The following is a 17,141-nucleotide window of genomic DNA, read 5'->3' on the forward strand; positions in this document are numbered from 1 at the left end:
ATCTTTAATCATTATAGGGTAATACAATTTTAAATTCTGATCCTTTATTTACTTTGCTCCTCACAGTAATCTCCCCTTCCATAAAATTAACCAGTTCCTTACAAAAAGCCAACCCCAATCCCACACTTCCATTTTGGTTGTACTGGTTTTGAATGCGGAAAAACTTCTTAAATATATTATTAATTTCTGACGCAGGTATACCTATACCCTGATCCGTGAACCTAAATACAACTTTGCCTTTAATTAACCGGGCACTGATATGCAATTTTTTACGCTCCGGAGGAGAGTACTTATAAGCATTCTCTGCAAGGTTATCAAACAAGCTACCCAACAATACCGGGTCAGTTACAAACGTGGTAAAACCACTCACTTCATAAGTAAAATTAAAATCAGGATGTTTTAACCGATGCGACTCTATAGTACTTTCAATAAAATCTACCATACGGACCCGATCCCGATTTAGCTGTATTGATTTATTCTCTATTTGCGTAAAAGCAAGCAGCTTATTCATCAATCCATTTAACTTATCCGCTTCTTCATCCAATATTTTACCGTACAGTTTAAGCTCCCGCTCACTAAGCGCAACTGCACTCTTAATGTTATTACCTGCTATCTTTATCACGCTGACCGGCGTTTTAAACTCATGTGTCAGGTTATTTACAAAATCATACTGCAACTTAAACATCTTCTGGTTAATGTTCAGATTTCGGTAAATTAAAACGGCTACCAACACCAGTATTCCATAAAAAAAGAGGATGGCCAAGGCAATAGGGAAAAAATAACCAAAAATCTCTCTATCAATAAATGATTTTGAAGAGATAAAGAACAGTTTATAATCAGAAAATGGCCCCGGCAAAGTAATCTCAGTACTCAGATATACTTCTGTAGTATCTAATGGGTCGTAAGTAAGTGGTGCTATTCTAATATATTGATACAACAACGGACGAGGGTTGATGATCTTTATTTTATAAGGATCTAATTGAAAGGACAACATATCCTGTTGATAAACAGGACTGGGATTTAAAGTATTCCGCAACATCTCCTTATAGATCTTCAAATCCTCAAGTCTTGGAATATTCAGGTAAGTGATCTTATTGGTACGAACATTACTAAAATTACTAAATAGCTCATCCTGCGTAGGGATACGATTGGTATCCAGACTTTCAATATAAGATACCAGCTTTAATGCCAGCGCATTAAAATCATCGCCAACAATAAAATTCCGGGTGTTATTTCTTGAGAATAGGCGAATAGAATCATTCGGTACCAGGCTTCCAAACTGATAAATATTTTTAGGCCCGAAAGAGAACTTGCCAGTATTTAAGCCATCATTAACCGGCGTATTACTTACCTCAGAATCGTAAAAAATAACCTTTGAGACAAAAGGGTATTCCAACAAAACGGTGTCTACAAACCTCGAAGCTGTTGCAGAATCCAGATATCCGTTATAGAAAGAAACTTCAGGAAGTTTTTTTTGAAAGAAATCGTTATAAGGTTTAATACTTTGCTCCAGCACATTTACCTTTTCCGAGACAAATTCGTTTTCGATATATTTAGTACTGAACCTATAGGCTAATCCCAAAGAGAGCAGAAACAGCACAGACATCAACACGATGAAAGTGAGTATCAACGAAAAATTCTTACGGTAACCGTCTTTCTTCTCTGAAGCCATAGGCTGTGAATTTACTTCCTTTTCAGGTTAAATTCTAAAAACTCATCCAGTGTAGTGTAAAATTTGTGCCTTAAAGCTTCATTTTTACCGGCATATATATCACCTTGATTTTCGATATAAGTAACACTTACATTGCGTTTTTTGAGATTCTTAACAAACTGCATGGTTTCACTCGAGTTGTTATTTGGATCTTTAATATTTTGAGCCAGCAATACAGGTGAATTAATTTTATCTGTTTGGAACAATGGCGACACTTGCCTCATTTTATCTATATCTGTAAGTGGATTACCAATAATTTCGTAATACATCTGCAAAATAGGTTTTTGATAAGGCGGAATTGACTTTAAGTAAGTAAACAGGTTGATCACACCAGCATTTGAAGCGGCACAAACATACTTATCTGGGTGTAAATACAAGCTATTTAAAGCAATATAGCCACCAAAACCAGTACCATAAATACCAATCCTCTTTGGATCGGCAATTTTATTGTCAACAAGCCATTTCACACCGTCATCAATATCATCCTGTATTTTACCACCCCATTGCTTAAATCCTGCCGCTACAAAGGTTTTTCCATAGCCTGAAGAGCCTCTGTAATTTATCTGTAATACGGCATATCCTCTATTCGCCAAAAACTGAACTTCCGGATTATATCCCCATAAGTTCCTTTCTACAGGACCGTCGTGAGGCAATACCACCACAGGCAAATTTTCTGCTTTTTCATTGAGCGGAAGGGTCAAATATCCATGAATCAACAAGCCGTCCCTTGATTGGTAACTTACATGCTTCATTTCACACATTTCTTCTTCCCGGATAGACGAATTAAAATCACTCAGCTTCCTAACCTTACTTGTATTAGCGAAATAAAGATAATAAGAGCCCGGATTTTTATCTGTAAATGTCCTTAGTATGAATACATTTTCAGCTTCGTCCTTATCAAAAATTCTGGCTTCCGTTTTCGGCAAAAGCTTATCCAAATTGGCATACACCTGCCTTACCGAATCGTCCAAAAAGTACTTCTCCTTTTTCCAGGTTTCGTAAACCACAAAAGATATTTTTTGTTTCTTTCTAGAATATTGCGCTTCAGTAATATTTAAAGTATCGTTACAAAAAAGATTCTTTACTTCTTTTCCTGTATTGCAATCCACCTCTACCAAGGCCGTTTTATCTCTGTTGATGTCAGATATGGCATAGATAATATTAGGCTGGCTATGACTAAAAGCAATGGGTCTGAAAGTATCTTTAAAATTACTCGTAAGTACAGATTTAAAGGGTTGATTTTCTGTAGCTCTGTAAAGAATAGTTGTATTAACCCCGTCGCTACTCATAGCCAGTCTTAACTTACCTTCTGCATCAGTTCTCCAGTCGATAATATTCCCAGGATTTTTAGCCGCCATTTCCATAGCACCATTACGTACATTTAAACGATAAACATCAAATACCGTCGAATCTCGTTTATTAGAAGACACCAGTAAGTATTTATCATCAATCAATTGATCATCAACAATTTTTAACCTACTCTTCTCATTCTTTACAAGCTGACGCTCATTTTCTCCTTCTTTGTCAATAATATACATATCAGACCGATTGCTGCCAGCATCAACCTCTTTATAATAGATCAGTTCGTTATCGCTCACCCAGCAATAAAAAACAATATTCATCCCTTTAAACTGGGTGATACTCTTTCCTTCACCGGTTTTAAGGTCTTCAATGTAAATATTCCTGTCTGCTCCCTTTAATTTAAGGTAGGAAAGATTTTTCCCATCTGGGGACAAACGATAGCCCACCTTATTTTGTGATTTGAAAAAATCATCAACAGGTATCGTTCGTGTCTCTTTCTGGCGCTGACATGCAAAAGCAAACAGTACCAGAATGAAGAAAAAATATTTTTTAAATCCAATCATATCATTCAAAGCCCACAAAGCTACACAACACCAGCTTTGTAAATAGGCAATACACCAATATTGTTACTTTAAAATCTTAATGTTACGTTTAATGCAAATGCGCACAATCCTACTGTTTCTTCACACCTGGTTCACACCTCCTTCACACCAAGGCCACAATCAGGTACCTTTTTGTGAAGAATGTCTGTAGAATGTGTGTATCATGTGAGGACTTATCCTTACCTGTGGTACAGATCCCCTACTGTTCCTGGGAGGAAGTTAGTTAAAAATCATTAATTTTAGGTCCGGAACTTTAATCCTTGAAATGAAAAAACTGGTCATAATCGTTGTATTTTGTTTTGTAAACCTATTTTGCCTTGGACAAGATAATGTAGACGATGCCCTGGCCTACCAATATTATCAGCAAGGCCAATACCAACAAGCGGTAGTTTTACTCGAAAAACTATTTAACAAGACCAAAAGCGATACCCATTTTGAGCTCTATCTCAACACACTACTTAAACTAAAAAAGTATGATGATGCCGAAAAACTGGTCAAAAAGCTAATCCGGCAAGATTCAAAGAATTTAGAATATGGCATTGCATTAGCAAGAGTTTATCAGGATAAAGGCCAAACAGAAGCCGCCAATAAACTCTATATGCAAGTGATCAGCAACCTGCCAGCTGATGAATTCAAAATCAGAGAAATTGCCAATTATTTTTATGGTTTTCAAGCTTATGACCTGGCCATTTCTGCCTTTTTACAGGGGCGAAAAATATTGAATGACGAAAAACCCTTTACTTATGAACTGTTGAGCATTTACCGTTATAAGAAAGACAAAAACATGCTTGTTCAAGAATACCTGAACGCATTACCGGAAATGCCCCAATTGCTACCCCAGGCAGAAAGCGTATTATCAACTGTATTTGAAGACAACAATGATTATCAGATTTTACAGTCCGCCCTGCTAAAAAAAATACAAAAAGAACCTCAGACAGAAATTTACACCAAACTACTCATTTGGCAATACCTGCAACAGCAGGAATACGACATGGCTTTAAGGCAACTTATTGCGCAAGATAAGCGCATCAAGGATGATGGAACTATTTTATTTAATACCACTAATACTTTTCTGGACAACAAAGCTTATCCAGTAGCGATTAAAGCCTACGAGTATTTGTTAACCAAGGGCAAAGAAAATCCCTATTATCTGCCTTCGAAGGTCGAAATGATCAATGCGAAATATCAGCAGGTGATGGGCGGTCAGAATGACAAAAAAATCATAACAGAATTGGCCGCTGAATACCAGGCTATAATTGATGAATATGGCAAAAATCGCCAAACACTTTTCGCACTAAAGAAACTGGCCAATTTACAAGCTTATTATCTCAACGACCATAAAAAAGCTGAAGCTGCACTCGAAAATATACTAACTATCCCGGGTATTCCTGCCACTGAAATCGGACAAATAAAATTAGACCTCGGCGATGTGTACATCTTAACACAACAACCCTGGGAAGCATTTTTGATTTATGAACAAGTGGCTAAGCAATTCGAGAATCAGGATATAGGTAATGAAGCTAGATACCGATCTGCCCGACTTTCTTTTTATCAAGGCAACTTTACTTATGCCAAATCACAGGCTGATGTACTGAAAGCCTCTACCTCGCAGTTAATTGCCAATGATGCGCTAAACCTTAGTTTACTGATCTCAGACAACCTACAATCTACTGTCGACAGCAATGCCCTTAAAATGTATGCAGACGCTGAAATGCTTGACTTTAGTAACCTCCCTTCAAAAGCATTAGCAAAACTAGATAGCATCGCGATTGTATTTCCAGGCAATACGCTTGTTGATGATATCTTAATGGCAAAATCAAGGGTATGTATTAAAACCAACGACATCAACAATGCGGTAATTGCACTTAAAATGCTCACCGAGCAACAATCAAGCAGCATTTGGGCCGACGACGCTTTATTTATACTTGCCGATCTTTACGAAACAAAACTGAAGGATACTGAACAAGCCAAAAAGCTATACCAGAAATTAATCAATGACCATCCGGGCAGTATGTATACCAACGAAGCGCGTAAACGTTTCCGAAAACTTCGCGGTGATAATGTTGGTACTTAGTATTATCTTTGCAGCATGCTATTATATAATGTAACTACGATAATTGAAGACGCAGCAGCAGACAGCTGGCTGAAATGGGTGGAGGAGACGCATATTCCTAATGTTATGGCATCAGGAAAGTTTGTTTCTTATCGTTTATTAAGGGTGTTGGACTCACCTAATGAGGGAGTAACCTATTGCGCCCAATATGTTGTTGATCATATGGCTGATTATCTTGATTACCAAACAAACTTTGCCCCAGCATTACAAGCCGAGGTAAACGATCTTTTCGAAAATAAATTTGTTTCTTTCCGTACTTTAATGGAATACATCGCTTAATTATACATGCAAATTACTCAAACCCCAATAGAAGGCCTTTTAATCATCGAGCCGAAAGTATGGAGAGATAACCGTGGTTATTTTTACGAAAGCTATAATGCAAAACTATTTGCAGAAGCAGGTATAAATGTAAATTTTGTTCAGGACAACCAATCCTTTTCGCAAAAAGGAGCCCTACGCGGATTACATGCGCAGGCCCAACCTTTTGAACAAGGAAAATTAGTCCGTGTACTACAAGGTGCCGTTATGGATGTTGCTGTCGACATCAGAAAAAACTCACCTACATATGGACAACATTTCGACATCGAATTAAGTGAAGAGAACCACAAACAACTTTGGGTTCCTGCAGGATTTCTACATGGATTCTTAACGCTGGAAGATCAAACGATTTTCACCTATAAAGTAAGTAATTACTACGATAAAAACTCGGAAATAGGTGTAATGTGGAACGATCCTGACTTGAATATTGAATGGAGCAGAGATATCGCTGAATCTGAATTCTTATTATCTGATAAAGACCAGGTGCTTTCTCAATTTAAAGACTTTAAAAGTCCTTTTTAAATAAAAAAATGCCTTTAATAAAAATCGCCTGTATCATTTCTAGTGATGCAGGCGATTTTTATTTTACTGCTTAATCAAATTGTACAATTCATCCAGTTTCGGTGAAAGCACAATCTCAATTCTACGGTTTTTACTTCTGCCATCAGCAGAGGTGTTTGGACCTAAAGGCTGAAACTCACCTTTACCAGTCGCTGTCATACGGACCCCTTCAACCTTGCTTACTTCGGTTAAATACCGCACCACTGAGGTAGAACGCAATACACTCAAATCCCAATTGTCTTTAATCTGACCAAGATTAGTAATTTTTTGAGAATCTGTATGGCCTTCAACAGCTATATTAATCTCTGGTTGTTGTTTCAACACACTAGCCAGCTGGCTTAAAGCTTGTTTTCCCTTTTCATCAATGATAATACTGCCCGAAGGGAACAATAGTTTATCCATTAATGAAACGTATACTTTACCATTGCGAATTTCAACGGTTAAACCATTTTTAGTAAAGCCCAATAGCGCTTGCTGTAATTTTTCCTTTAACTGGTTGGTGGCCTCATCACGCTTACGCAAAATCTCTTCTACCTCTTTAAGTCGTTGCTCACGTTTCTTTAAGTCGGCAGACAGCTTATTAATCTCATTAGAGCTATTACTACGTAACTTTGTATAGTTGTTATCCATCTCCGAGTATCTACCCTTTAAATCGCTTAAATAGCTATTTAATCCGCTAGTATCTTTTCGCAGTTTAGCGATTAAGCTTTCCAGGTTCTCGTTCATTAATTGTGACTCATTCCAGCCCTTGTTTAAGGAATCTTGTTTGGCCAATAATGTCTTATACTTTTGAGGCGACAGGACTACGCAGGAAGTGAATGCACTGGCAAACAATCCGACAAATAAAAACAAACTGATTTTCTTCATTAGTGTATATTGAATTAAGGATTATATTCTGCTTAAGCCCAGTTGAGCTTACAGGTAGCAGAAATTAGGGTTCATTTGGTTTTAGGACTTAATTTTTTCGATGCAAAAACTATTGCTCAACTGCTTTTCTCAAAAATAGAATAAAAGGATATACACTTTCAAAAGCATTTTTCAACTTATTAACGATCCCGGGTTTTAAAAACTCTTCGTCCTTAATAGGAAAAGTAGCAATAAAGCTTTTTAGCTTCAACAGTTCTATCTGAGGATGATCTACTTCATAACCTTTAGGCGCCTTTTTCAATTTATCTTCCTGACTCAGTGTAAAGGTCTTTTTGAAATTTTCCGCGTTAATAATATCCAAAAAATCACTTGTATTGTAGTCGATCTCTTCTCTAATCTTTTTCAGATCTGATGCTTCCGGCATCCAGAACCCTGCTGCAAAAAAACAGCTTCCAGGTTGTATGTGCAGATAATAGCCTGGTTCGTCTATGCCTCTTCCTTTTACACCGAAAGAAATTCCGTAGTTGTTTTTATAAGGATCCTTATTTTTACTAAAACGTACATCTCTGTAAATACGCATCAGGCATTTTTTTGCCTGTGTCTCTATAGAAAATTCCGGATCGGCAGCAGCAAGCCTTGGGATGAGCTGATCAATAAAGTTCAAGACATCAGTTTTGGCAATTTCATACCTTTCTTTATTTTCAGCAAACCATTCGCGGTTATTATTTTCCGCAACGTCTGTTATAAAGGCAAGTGTTTCTGGCTTAATCATGGCTTATCGTAATACGCGTTATACTTTATTTTTGGAGATAGCCAATGTAATAAAATCACGCGGGAATAGCGATAATTGAAGGGGGATAAAAGTAAACATCCTGTAAAAATTACACCTAGATAAAGCCAGAATGAATCGAAATCCAAACGACCACCAGATAAAACATAGGTAGCAATGCCTAGTGTAATCATTTCAGCACAGTTCATGGCATAGCTAACATACATAGCCGCATAAAAATACCCTGGTTCTATTTCAAACCGCTGGCCACAATGTGGGCAAACCGTATTTGTACGTTGTACATTGAAACCATATAAACTACCGGTAAAGATATCACCGCGGCGACATTGCGGGCATTTGCCATGTATGATTGCGTGAAGCTTTGATGTTTTCTGCATGGTATCAGAAGAACTAAGACATGCCTTGGGTTGGTCTTTTACGGAATTTCACATACCATAAAACGCCAATACCCGTAAGCAAAACATAAGGAATAGCTAACAAATATAAAATACCTGTATTTAGACCATTACCCTGCGTATTGCCATTTTTAACACTTTGCTCTGCATTAACAGAACACATAGCACATTGTGCATCGGCTGTATTACTTACAGCGATGGCCGACAGCACGATAAAAACGAAGACAAATGCAATCCTTTTCATATTTACAAATATAGGGAAACAATCTGATTAAGGAGCGCTTAATAACTATAATAAGGAGAGATCATTAGGTATACCACTACACCGGTAATAGCAACGTATACCCAAAGAGGGAAAGTGATTTTAGCTATCTTTTTATGCTTATCAAAACGCTCAGCTAAAGCCCGTACATAAGTAATCAATACCAAAGGTATGATAGCAATAGACAAGAGAATATGGGTAAGCAAAATAAAGAAGTAAACGTATTTAATAGCTCCTTCACCACCAAATTTCGTAGAAGGAGTTGTCATGTGATAGGCGATATACATCCCCAAAAATAACAACGAACAGGCAATTGCACATTTCATTAAATTCTCATGCAACTTACGCTTGCCATTTTTAATGGCTATAACAGCTACAATTAATAAAACTGCAGTTATACCATTTATGGTCGCGTATATTGGTGGCAAAAATGGCAGTGGTGTAGCATTAGGAATTTTAACGTAAAACAATACGGCTACGGCCAATGGAATAACAATCGAGAGCAAAATGATCCATTTATTATATTTCTGTTCAATTGGGGTGTTGTCACTCATATCTCGTGTAAACGGATTAACGTCCGTCGTTATTGTTTCTTAATTCTTCTATGATTAATACTTTGATCTCGTCGTCTAATTTATTCATATCAACCTGACTAGTGGCCTCATAATAGCCTCTAATGCGGTGATGATAATCCAGCAAAACGAACATGTTGCTGTAAACAAATTTCTTCTCACCATTAACCAGCTCCTGATGGGCATCTACAGAAAGTCCCTTATTAATGAGATTGTAGATTTGCGTACTGTCACCGGTCAGCAAATCCCATTTATCAGGTTTAGCAGAAAGCTTTTCTGCATACGGTTTTAAACGTGCTGGTGTATCATATTCAGGGTCTATACTTAAACTGATTAGGTTTACTTTCTTATTTGGTCTGTACGTGAATTCAAAAGATTGCATTGCTTTATTTGCAATATCTACCGAAGTGGTATTTCCCTTGGTATAAAAAAGATTTACAACCAATATTTTCCCGTCATAATGCTTGTTAGTAACGGTATCACCAGCCTGATCGACCAGCTTAAAATCACCTACCTGATGATAAATTGTATCGGGGATCTGTTTTCCACGAACGGAATGGAAGGTAGTGGCTACTACTTTCGGACCGAAAATAGGCAATGGTCTATACCTGTTTTTGCCCTGATCCTGTAGTAAATAATATAAAAATCCTGGTACCGCTAAGATGGTGACCAGGATTAAAACTTTTTTTATTGAAGTACCCTTCATTAAACCAGAGGCATATGTAAGTGTAAATATCCGCCTTCAATTAACATTAAAACAATAAAGTAGAATATGAAAATGAAAACAACAGATAAAGAGACCTGAAGTCCAACCTTCTCGAATTTAAGGTGCATAAAATATGCAACAATATAAAAGGCTTTTAATAACGTCAATGCGATGTAAACATAGTTCCCGATATGTTGAGTCATGTGTTTACCTGGGATAGCCCACAAAGCGATAATAAACTCAACTACTGTAATGGCCAACAGGATACCAAATACCTGCCAGATTTTCTTTTTGTCTAAAGCCGCATGCTCACCGTGTGCATGCTCATCATGCGTATGTTCTGTATGTTGTGACATAATATCTTAATTGAGAAAAATTAAACTAAATAGAAGAAGGTAAATACGAATACCCAAACAAGGTCTACAAAGTGCCAGTATAAACCAACCTTTTCAACCATTAGGTAATGTCCGCGTTTTTCGAAAGTACCATTAATCGTCATGCATAAAATGATGATGTTAATGATTACACCACTAAATACGTGGAATCCGTGGAATCCTGTGATAGTGAAAAACAAGTTCGAGAACTGCAAAGCAGATACTGTAGACACTTCGCCATCAAACAAATGATGTAAAGTTTCCATTGGAGGAATTTTACCCCATCCAAAACCTTCATGGAATAAGTGAGTCCATTCTGCTGCTTGACAACCAAGGAACATAAAACCACCAATAATGGTCCCTACCATCCACCAAATCACTTCTTTCTTAGATCTCCTGTGTCCTGCTTCAACAGCCAATACCATTGTTACAGAGCTCATGATCAGGATAAAAGTCATGATACCAACAAATACCAGTGGGTATCCTCCTTCTGCTATACCTGGAACTGATTGAAAAACCAAATCCGGATCTGGCCAGGTAAGTTTACTAAAGCGTTGCGCTCCGTAATAAATCAATAATGATGAAAAGGTAAATGCATCAGAAACTAGAAAAAACCACATCATTATTTTGCCGTACTCTACTGACCACGGCGAGCGGCCTCCGCTCCATGGAGTGGTTTTTACCTGATCTAATTGTGATAATGAACTCATTTTATAAATTGTAATAGTTTGTTAAAAAGTCTAACTGTTCAAAAGTAAAAAAACATACAGATATATCCATAATATATCTATAAAATGCCAAAATATAGAAGCAATATCCATCCGGAATTTGCTCTTTTCTGCCGAAATGCCCATGTAAGCACCAACTAAGGTACTTGTCACAAAACATAAACCAGCAAAAATGTGTAACAGGTGAAGTCCTGATACCACGTAAATCATAGAAATTGCTGCATTATTATTTACAAAGGCAGCTCCTGTATGGAATAAAGTCCCCCAGGCATCAACCTGTAAATAACCAAAAACACAGCCCAATACCAATGTTCCCCAAAGCAATAATTTCTGACTGGCAATATTGCCATTCTTTAGGGCTTTTGAGGCCAGAAACAAGCAAATGCTGCTTGCAATTAATACCGCCGTACTGTACATAAAAAGATCTGGCAATACCAAACCATGCCCTTTACCTTTTGATGCAGCAAAAACAATATAGTAACTCGTAAAGCCACCAAACATAATCGTTGATGAAACTACAAATAACCACACTACAAATTTCCTCGGCTTAGCATTAAAGGCCGCTTCCATCTTTAAATCCTCTTCTTTTAATGTGTGTACCATTTAAAATCTATTTAACTATAAAATCAAACAATAAAACCAGCTGAACCAAGGGTAGGTAGAAGAAAGAACAGAACATTACTTTTCTTGCACTGTCCAAATCCATCTTTACCCATAACTTAAATCCCAGCCAGGCAAAGACAAGGCCCGCGAACAACGAAACCCCGCCAATATAATAACCCCCGAAACCGTCAATGGTAGGCAACAAGCTTACCGGGATCAATATCAATGTGCTTAAAAATGTAATAAAAGCACTTACTTTATCTCTTTTTGTCGTAGGCAAAAGTCTAAACCCAGCCTTCTTGTAATCATCATCCAACACCCATGCAATCGCCCAGAAATGCGGAAACTGCCATACAAACTGGATTAAAAATAAAATCACCGCTATTTTATCAATCTTACCGTGTGCCGCTACATATCCAATTAGTGGCGGTAAAGCACCCGGAATTGCGCCAACAAATACGGCAATTGGAGATTTACGCTTTAAAGGTGTATAAGCAAATGCATAAAGGAAAATAGAAAATACCGAAAGTAAACCGGTCTCAATATTTAATTTACCAAGTAAATAAGTCCCCAGTAGTCCCATCACCAATCCTGAAACCAATCCCTGACCAGTAGTCATATGACCTGCAGGCATAGGACGATCCTTAGTTCTGGTCATTAATTTATCAAGATCAACTTCGATCACCTCATTAAAACAATTTGCAGCAGAAGTAACCAAAAAGCCCCCTATAATTAAAATCACCCAGTTCGTCCAATTGATCCCTGGAACTACTCCATCGATCGGCACTTGAGAGCCAATTAAAAAAGTAACTGACGCAGAGAACACTACCAGGAACGTTAACCTGAATTTTATGAGCTTAGAGAAATCTGAGAAAAACCTTTTCAATTTGTATATAATTAATTCTGTTGATTGTAAGTACTAGTCCTGTAAACTAATAAATACAGGTAATATTGTAAACTAAACAAAAGCGTAGAGAACAAAATATGCAACGCCTGTGCATAAGGCGGAAGCGCAAAGTTAGACAATAATAGGCCGGTTACAATTTGAATAATCAAAACAATCCCAATTGAACTCCCTACTCTTAAAGCTATTGTCTTACCATTAAACTTATCCTTAACAATTTTATAAATAATGATATTTACAATCAGTACCAGCATAGCCAGATCGCGGTGATAAGAAAACAGATCCCCCACCTTCGAAACCCAACTGTGTCTACCATTGTATAACATCGCTTTAGATATTGCATCTATGGCCTCCCTAACCTCTGTACCAATCACGATTTGGATCACACTCAAAGCAACAGATCCAATAGTTAAAATCTTAAGCCAACCCAGCTTACCCATAATGATCGTAGCCTCCTTATGCAGCTGATGGGTATAGTTATAAGTATAAACCAAAATACCCAATATCACCAATGCCAATAGCATATGTACGGTAACGATCCAGGGCATTAAATTGGTAGAGACTACTATTGAGCCTAACCAGGCCTGAAAACCAACGATGATAAGATTTAAAAAACTAAGAATAATGATTCTATTTGCTTTACCCTTATAGGTAAATGAAAATACAGCTAAACCTAACAACAGGAATCCGGTAATCGCCCCCATCAGCCTGTTGATGTATTCCGTCCAGGTCTTTCCGGCGTTAAACGTTTCAGGCTGAAGAATAGACTCATCATGTCTGATGCTATCGGCAAGATGCCCTTTACCCATTCTATCGAGTGTTTTCGCAAAACGTTCGTTCTTAGCGACGCGTTCAGCTACATATTTCTCTTTATAATTAGCAGGTAATTGCGAAACAGAGGTTGGTGGAACGTATTGATCAAAACACTTTGGCCAATCCGGACAGCCCATACCAGAACCTGTACTACGTACTATCCCACCTGCCAAAATTAGCAGTAAGGTTACAACTATAGTGATAAGGTTAAGCCTGATAAATCTCGTTTCAGATTTAGGAACCATGGTATGTGTTAGATTAAAAAAAATGAGGTACCTGTTGTAAGTATTTACTTACTGCAGATACCTCATCGTATTAGATACTACGTATTAGTCTATTTTGACGCATCTGCAGAAGGGTTTTCTTCTTCCCATTCTCTTTGTATACGTTCAGACTCGCTATTGCCTTCAAAATCATGAGGCATATTAGAACTCATTGTTTGTGAGAAAGGAACTGTTTGAGGGATAAAATCTTCCTCAGCTCCTGGCTTACTGTAATCATACGGCCAACGGTATACTGTTGGGATTTCTCCTGGCCAGTTACCATGTAAACGCTCCACTGGAGTCGTCCACTCTAAAGTATTTGCACCCCAAGGATTTTGAGTTGCTACTTTACCTTTAAAGATCGAATAGAAGAAGTTGAATAAGAAAGCAACCTGAGCCAGTGCAGCAATAATTGCAGACCAGGTAACTAAAATATTAACAGTAACCCACTTTTGCATAAACTCAAACTCAGTGAATGCATAGTAACGACGTGGAACACCATCTAATCCTAAGAAGTGTAATGGGAAGAATACTAAGTAAGCACAAGCAAAAGTAATCCAGAAGTGTAAGTAACCTAACTTGCTGCTCATCATTCTTCCGAACATTTTAGGGAAGTAGTGATAAACACCCGCAAGCATACCAAATATCGCTGCAGAACCCATTACCAGGTGGAAGTGGGCAATTACAAAGTAAGTATCGTGTAAGTTGATATCTAATGAAGCATTACCTAAGAAAATACCAGTTAAACCACCAGAGATAAAGAAGGACACCATACCGATGGCGAACAACATCGCAGGAGTAAACCTGATGTTACCTCTCCATAATGTAGCTAACCAGTTGAAGGTCTTAACAGCTGAAGGTACCGCAATAATCAATGTTGTGATCATAAATACACCACCCAATAGCGGGTTCATACCAGTCACAAACATGTGGTGACCCCAAACGATAAACGACAGGATAGTAATACCAATCAATGAATAGATCATCGCATGATAACCGAAGATCGGTTTTCTTGCATTCACAGACATAATCTCTGAAGACAAGCCCATCGCTGGCATAATTACGATATATACCTCTGGGTGTCCTAAGAACCAGAATAAATGTTGCCACAGGATTGGAGATCCACCCTCATTTGGAAGGATCTGAGTACCCATAACAATATCAGAAAGGTAGAAACTAGTCCCGAAACTTCTATCAAATATCAATAATACAACACCTGCAACTAAAACAGGGAAAGATAAGATACCTAAAATAGCAGTAAGGAAGAAAGCCCAGATTGTTAAAGGCATTTTCCAAAGGTCCATACCCTTAGTACGCATGTTTAAGATTGTACTTACATAGTTGATACCACCCATTAAAGATGAAGCAACGAAAAGCACCATACTAACTAACCACATAGTCATACCTAAACCAGAACCGCTAATCGCAGTAGGCAAAGCCGACAATGGAGGATAAACCGTCCATCCAGCACTTGCAGGTCCTGTTTGTATAAAGAATGAACCCATCATGATTACACAAGCAGTAAAGAAGAACCAGTAAGAAAGCATGTTCAGGAATGGTGAAGCCATATCCCTTGCACCAATCTGAAGTGGTATCAATAAGTTACTAAAAGTACCGCTCAACCCTGCTGTCAATACAAAGAATACCATGATGGTACCATGTATGGTTACTAAGGCAAGGTAAAAATCCGGTTTAATACGACCACCCTCAGCCCACTTTCCTAGGAAAGTCTCTAAAATAGGGAAGTCTTTTTCTGGCCATGCAAGTTGTAAACGAAACAATATCGACAGTCCCATTGCAATAACAGCCATAATAATACCTGTTATCAGGAACTGCTTAGCAATCATCTTGTGATCCTGACTAAAGACATACTTCGTTAAGAAGGTCTCTTTGTGATGCCCATGATCATCATGGTTATCGTGGTTATGTGTATCGTGTAATGATATAGTTGACATAATGTGCTATTCCAGTATTATTAATTTTTTAAAGCTAATTGTTTTGTTTTAACTGCCGACGTATCCTTTGCTGTTGTATCAGCTGCCACAGCAGTTGCAGCAGGAGTTACAGGTATGTTAAATTCTTTTTTCAAATCGTCAGTTAAATAAGCTGGTTGTTCTTTCACCCATGCCTCATACTCAGCCATAGAAACAACTTTAACTTCTTTTTGCATTTTGTAGTGACCATCTCCACAAATCTTGTTACATAAAAACAAATATTTGAAAGTAGGATCATTTGTCTTAGCCTTCATTTCTTCAGTAGTAATGGTAGGCGTAAACTCAAAGTAAGAAGTCATACCTGGTACAGTGTTCAATTGAACCCTGAAATGTGGCATGTAAAAACTATGGATTACATCTTTACTGGTCAAGATTAAACGCACTGGCTTGTTAACCGGAATAACCATTTCATCTGCCGACTGATCATCAAGTGTATTTTTATCTTTAAAATCAATACCTAAGGCATTAGTAGACGTGATCAGTTTGTAATTTTTTGTACCTACTACCCCATCAGCACCTGCGTAACGGATCGCCCAGGCAAATTGAGATGAAGTAATCTCAATACTGATAGGCTTGTTATTAGGATCTTCGATTTTGTAGAAAATTGATCTCCAGGTCAAGAAACCCATCAATACCAATATTGTTAAAACGAATGCTGGAACAATTGTCCAGATACGCTCAATAGTATTGTTGTGTGGGTAGTAATATGCTTTTCTTTTGTTCGTGTATTTGTAGAAATAAGCGAAAGCAAATAAAAGAATGTGAGTAGCAATAAAAACTATAGTAGTAAGGATCAACGTAATGTTAAACATCTGGTCGATTTTCTTACCGTGCTCCGAAGCCGCTTCAGGTAGAATCATGTTTCCATGAACTGTATACTCCCAGTATACACCATATAGACCTACAATAAGGAACAATGCAAAAAGCACACCGTTAACTTTATTCCAGTCAATTCCTTTTGGTTTATCCTGAGCCTCACGGGTCAATTCATATACCTTCAATGCTTTTCCGATGATTGCTACGAATAAGCAAACCAGCAAAAAGGCCATGGCATAAAATATCACCGATTTATAAATCGGCCCCATATCTACGGGCTTTTTAGCGGTCTCAGCGGCTGCAGCTTGTGCAAAAGCGCTGGTATTTGCAAATGCAGTTAAAATCACTGCTAGTGCCGCTATCGTTTTGTTACTTATAAATTTTCTTAAACTCATTTCCTTAAAAGTAGTAACGCTGTACTTCTATTATACTATTATTTTTTATTCT

18 protein-coding genes are annotated in these 17,141 nt (G+C 37.7%); 3 read left to right on the plus strand and 15 right to left on the minus strand.

The window, feature by feature from the left end; genetic code table 11:
- Positions 1 to 4: 4 nt before the first annotated feature.
- Together BLS35_RS11810 and BLS35_RS11815 are read right to left on the minus strand one after the other, a co-directional pair.
- Entirely contained in the window at positions 5 to 1,672 is a 1,668-nt protein-coding gene (locus BLS35_RS11810; RefSeq protein ID WP_090781156.1) for a sensor histidine kinase, read from the minus strand.
- 11 nt (positions 1,673 to 1,683) lie between these two features.
- On the minus strand, positions 1,684 to 3,576 hold the full coding sequence (locus BLS35_RS11815) for a S9 family peptidase (protein WP_090781158.1): 1,893 nt from the start codon (positions 3,574 to 3,576) through the stop codon (positions 1,684 to 1,686).
- 304 nt (positions 3,577 to 3,880) lie between these two features.
- Between BLS35_RS11815 and BLS35_RS11820 the strand changes: the two genes are divergently transcribed.
- Genes BLS35_RS11820 through rfbC form a run of 3 tightly spaced genes read left to right on the plus strand, consistent with a single transcriptional unit; the run spans position 3,881 to position 6,568 of the window.
- Entirely contained in the window at positions 3,881 to 5,689 is a 1,809-nt protein-coding gene (locus BLS35_RS11820; protein WP_090781160.1) for a tetratricopeptide repeat protein, read from the plus strand.
- 15 nt (positions 5,690 to 5,704) lie between these two features.
- On the plus strand, positions 5,705 to 6,007 hold the full coding sequence (locus tag BLS35_RS11825; protein ID WP_090781162.1) for a DUF4286 family protein: 303 nt from the start codon (positions 5,705 to 5,707) through the stop codon (positions 6,005 to 6,007).
- Positions 6,008 to 6,013: 6 nt separating this feature from the next.
- Complete coding sequence (gene rfbC / locus BLS35_RS11830) at positions 6,014 to 6,568, plus strand: dTDP-4-dehydrorhamnose 3,5-epimerase (RefSeq protein WP_090781164.1); 555 nt, start codon at positions 6,014 to 6,016, stop codon at positions 6,566 to 6,568.
- Between the two features lie 63 nt (positions 6,569 to 6,631).
- Here rfbC and BLS35_RS11835 read toward each other — a convergent pair whose 3' ends face one another.
- From BLS35_RS11835 to BLS35_RS11895, 13 genes are all read right to left on the minus strand, one after another.
- Complete coding sequence (locus tag BLS35_RS11835; RefSeq protein WP_090781166.1) at positions 6,632 to 7,474, minus strand: OmpA/MotB family protein; 843 nt, start codon at positions 7,472 to 7,474, stop codon at positions 6,632 to 6,634.
- A 109-nt stretch (positions 7,475 to 7,583) separates the two neighbouring features.
- A complete protein-coding gene (locus tag BLS35_RS11840) occupies positions 7,584 to 8,246 on the minus strand; it encodes a DUF2461 domain-containing protein (RefSeq protein WP_090781168.1) in 663 nt (220 codons plus the stop codon).
- Complete coding sequence (locus BLS35_RS11845) at positions 8,243 to 8,641, minus strand: DUF983 domain-containing protein (RefSeq protein ID WP_090781169.1); 399 nt, start codon at positions 8,639 to 8,641, stop codon at positions 8,243 to 8,245. Before BLS35_RS11845 ends, BLS35_RS11840 begins: the two co-directional genes overlap by 4 nt.
- Before the next feature lie 13 nt (positions 8,642 to 8,654).
- Positions 8,655 to 8,903 (minus strand): hypothetical protein, encoded by a 249-nt coding sequence (locus BLS35_RS11850; protein WP_090781171.1) that lies wholly within the window; start codon positions 8,901 to 8,903, stop codon positions 8,655 to 8,657.
- Between the two features lie 38 nt (positions 8,904 to 8,941).
- Entirely contained in the window at positions 8,942 to 9,475 is a 534-nt protein-coding gene (locus BLS35_RS11855; protein ID WP_090781173.1) for a DUF420 domain-containing protein, read from the minus strand.
- A gap of 16 nt (positions 9,476 to 9,491) precedes the next feature.
- On the minus strand, positions 9,492 to 10,199 hold the full coding sequence (locus tag BLS35_RS11860; RefSeq protein ID WP_090781175.1) for an SCO family protein: 708 nt from the start codon (positions 10,197 to 10,199) through the stop codon (positions 9,492 to 9,494).
- Positions 10,199 to 10,555, minus strand: a complete 357-nt coding sequence (locus tag BLS35_RS11865) for a cytochrome C oxidase subunit IV family protein (protein ID WP_090781177.1) — start codon at positions 10,553 to 10,555, stop codon at positions 10,199 to 10,201. Before BLS35_RS11865 ends, BLS35_RS11860 begins: the two co-directional genes overlap by 1 nt.
- 20 nt (positions 10,556 to 10,575) lie before the next feature.
- Positions 10,576 to 11,283: a cytochrome c oxidase subunit 3 gene (locus tag BLS35_RS11870; RefSeq protein ID WP_090781179.1), complete on the minus strand. Its 708-nt coding sequence runs from the start codon at positions 11,281 to 11,283 to the stop codon at positions 10,576 to 10,578.
- Between the two features lie 30 nt (positions 11,284 to 11,313).
- On the minus strand, positions 11,314 to 11,904 hold the full coding sequence (locus BLS35_RS11875) for a cytochrome c oxidase subunit 3 (protein WP_090781181.1): 591 nt from the start codon (positions 11,902 to 11,904) through the stop codon (positions 11,314 to 11,316).
- 7 nt (positions 11,905 to 11,911) lie between these two features.
- Complete coding sequence (gene cyoE, locus BLS35_RS11880; RefSeq protein ID WP_090781183.1) at positions 11,912 to 12,790, minus strand: heme o synthase; 879 nt, start codon at positions 12,788 to 12,790, stop codon at positions 11,912 to 11,914.
- Positions 12,791 to 12,801: 11 nt separating this feature from the next.
- Positions 12,802 to 13,866 carry a COX15/CtaA family protein gene (locus tag BLS35_RS11885; RefSeq protein ID WP_090781185.1) on the minus strand — a complete coding sequence of 355 codons (1,065 nt, stop codon included), beginning with the start codon at positions 13,864 to 13,866 and terminating at the stop codon, positions 12,802 to 12,804.
- 89 nt (positions 13,867 to 13,955) lie between these two features.
- The gene (locus BLS35_RS11890) at positions 13,956 to 15,839 is read right to left on the minus strand and encodes a cytochrome c oxidase subunit I (RefSeq protein WP_175459593.1); all 1,884 of its coding nucleotides are present in this window, start codon (positions 15,837 to 15,839) and stop codon (positions 13,956 to 13,958) included.
- A gap of 20 nt (positions 15,840 to 15,859) precedes the next feature.
- Positions 15,860 to 17,089, minus strand: a complete 1,230-nt coding sequence (locus tag BLS35_RS11895; RefSeq protein WP_090781190.1) for a cytochrome c oxidase subunit II — start codon at positions 17,087 to 17,089, stop codon at positions 15,860 to 15,862.
- Between the last annotated feature and the right edge of the window lie 52 nt (positions 17,090 to 17,141).

The organism is Pedobacter sp. ok626 (assembly GCF_900100435.1).
Taxonomy (GTDB): Bacteria; Bacteroidota; Bacteroidia; order Sphingobacteriales; family Sphingobacteriaceae; genus Pedobacter.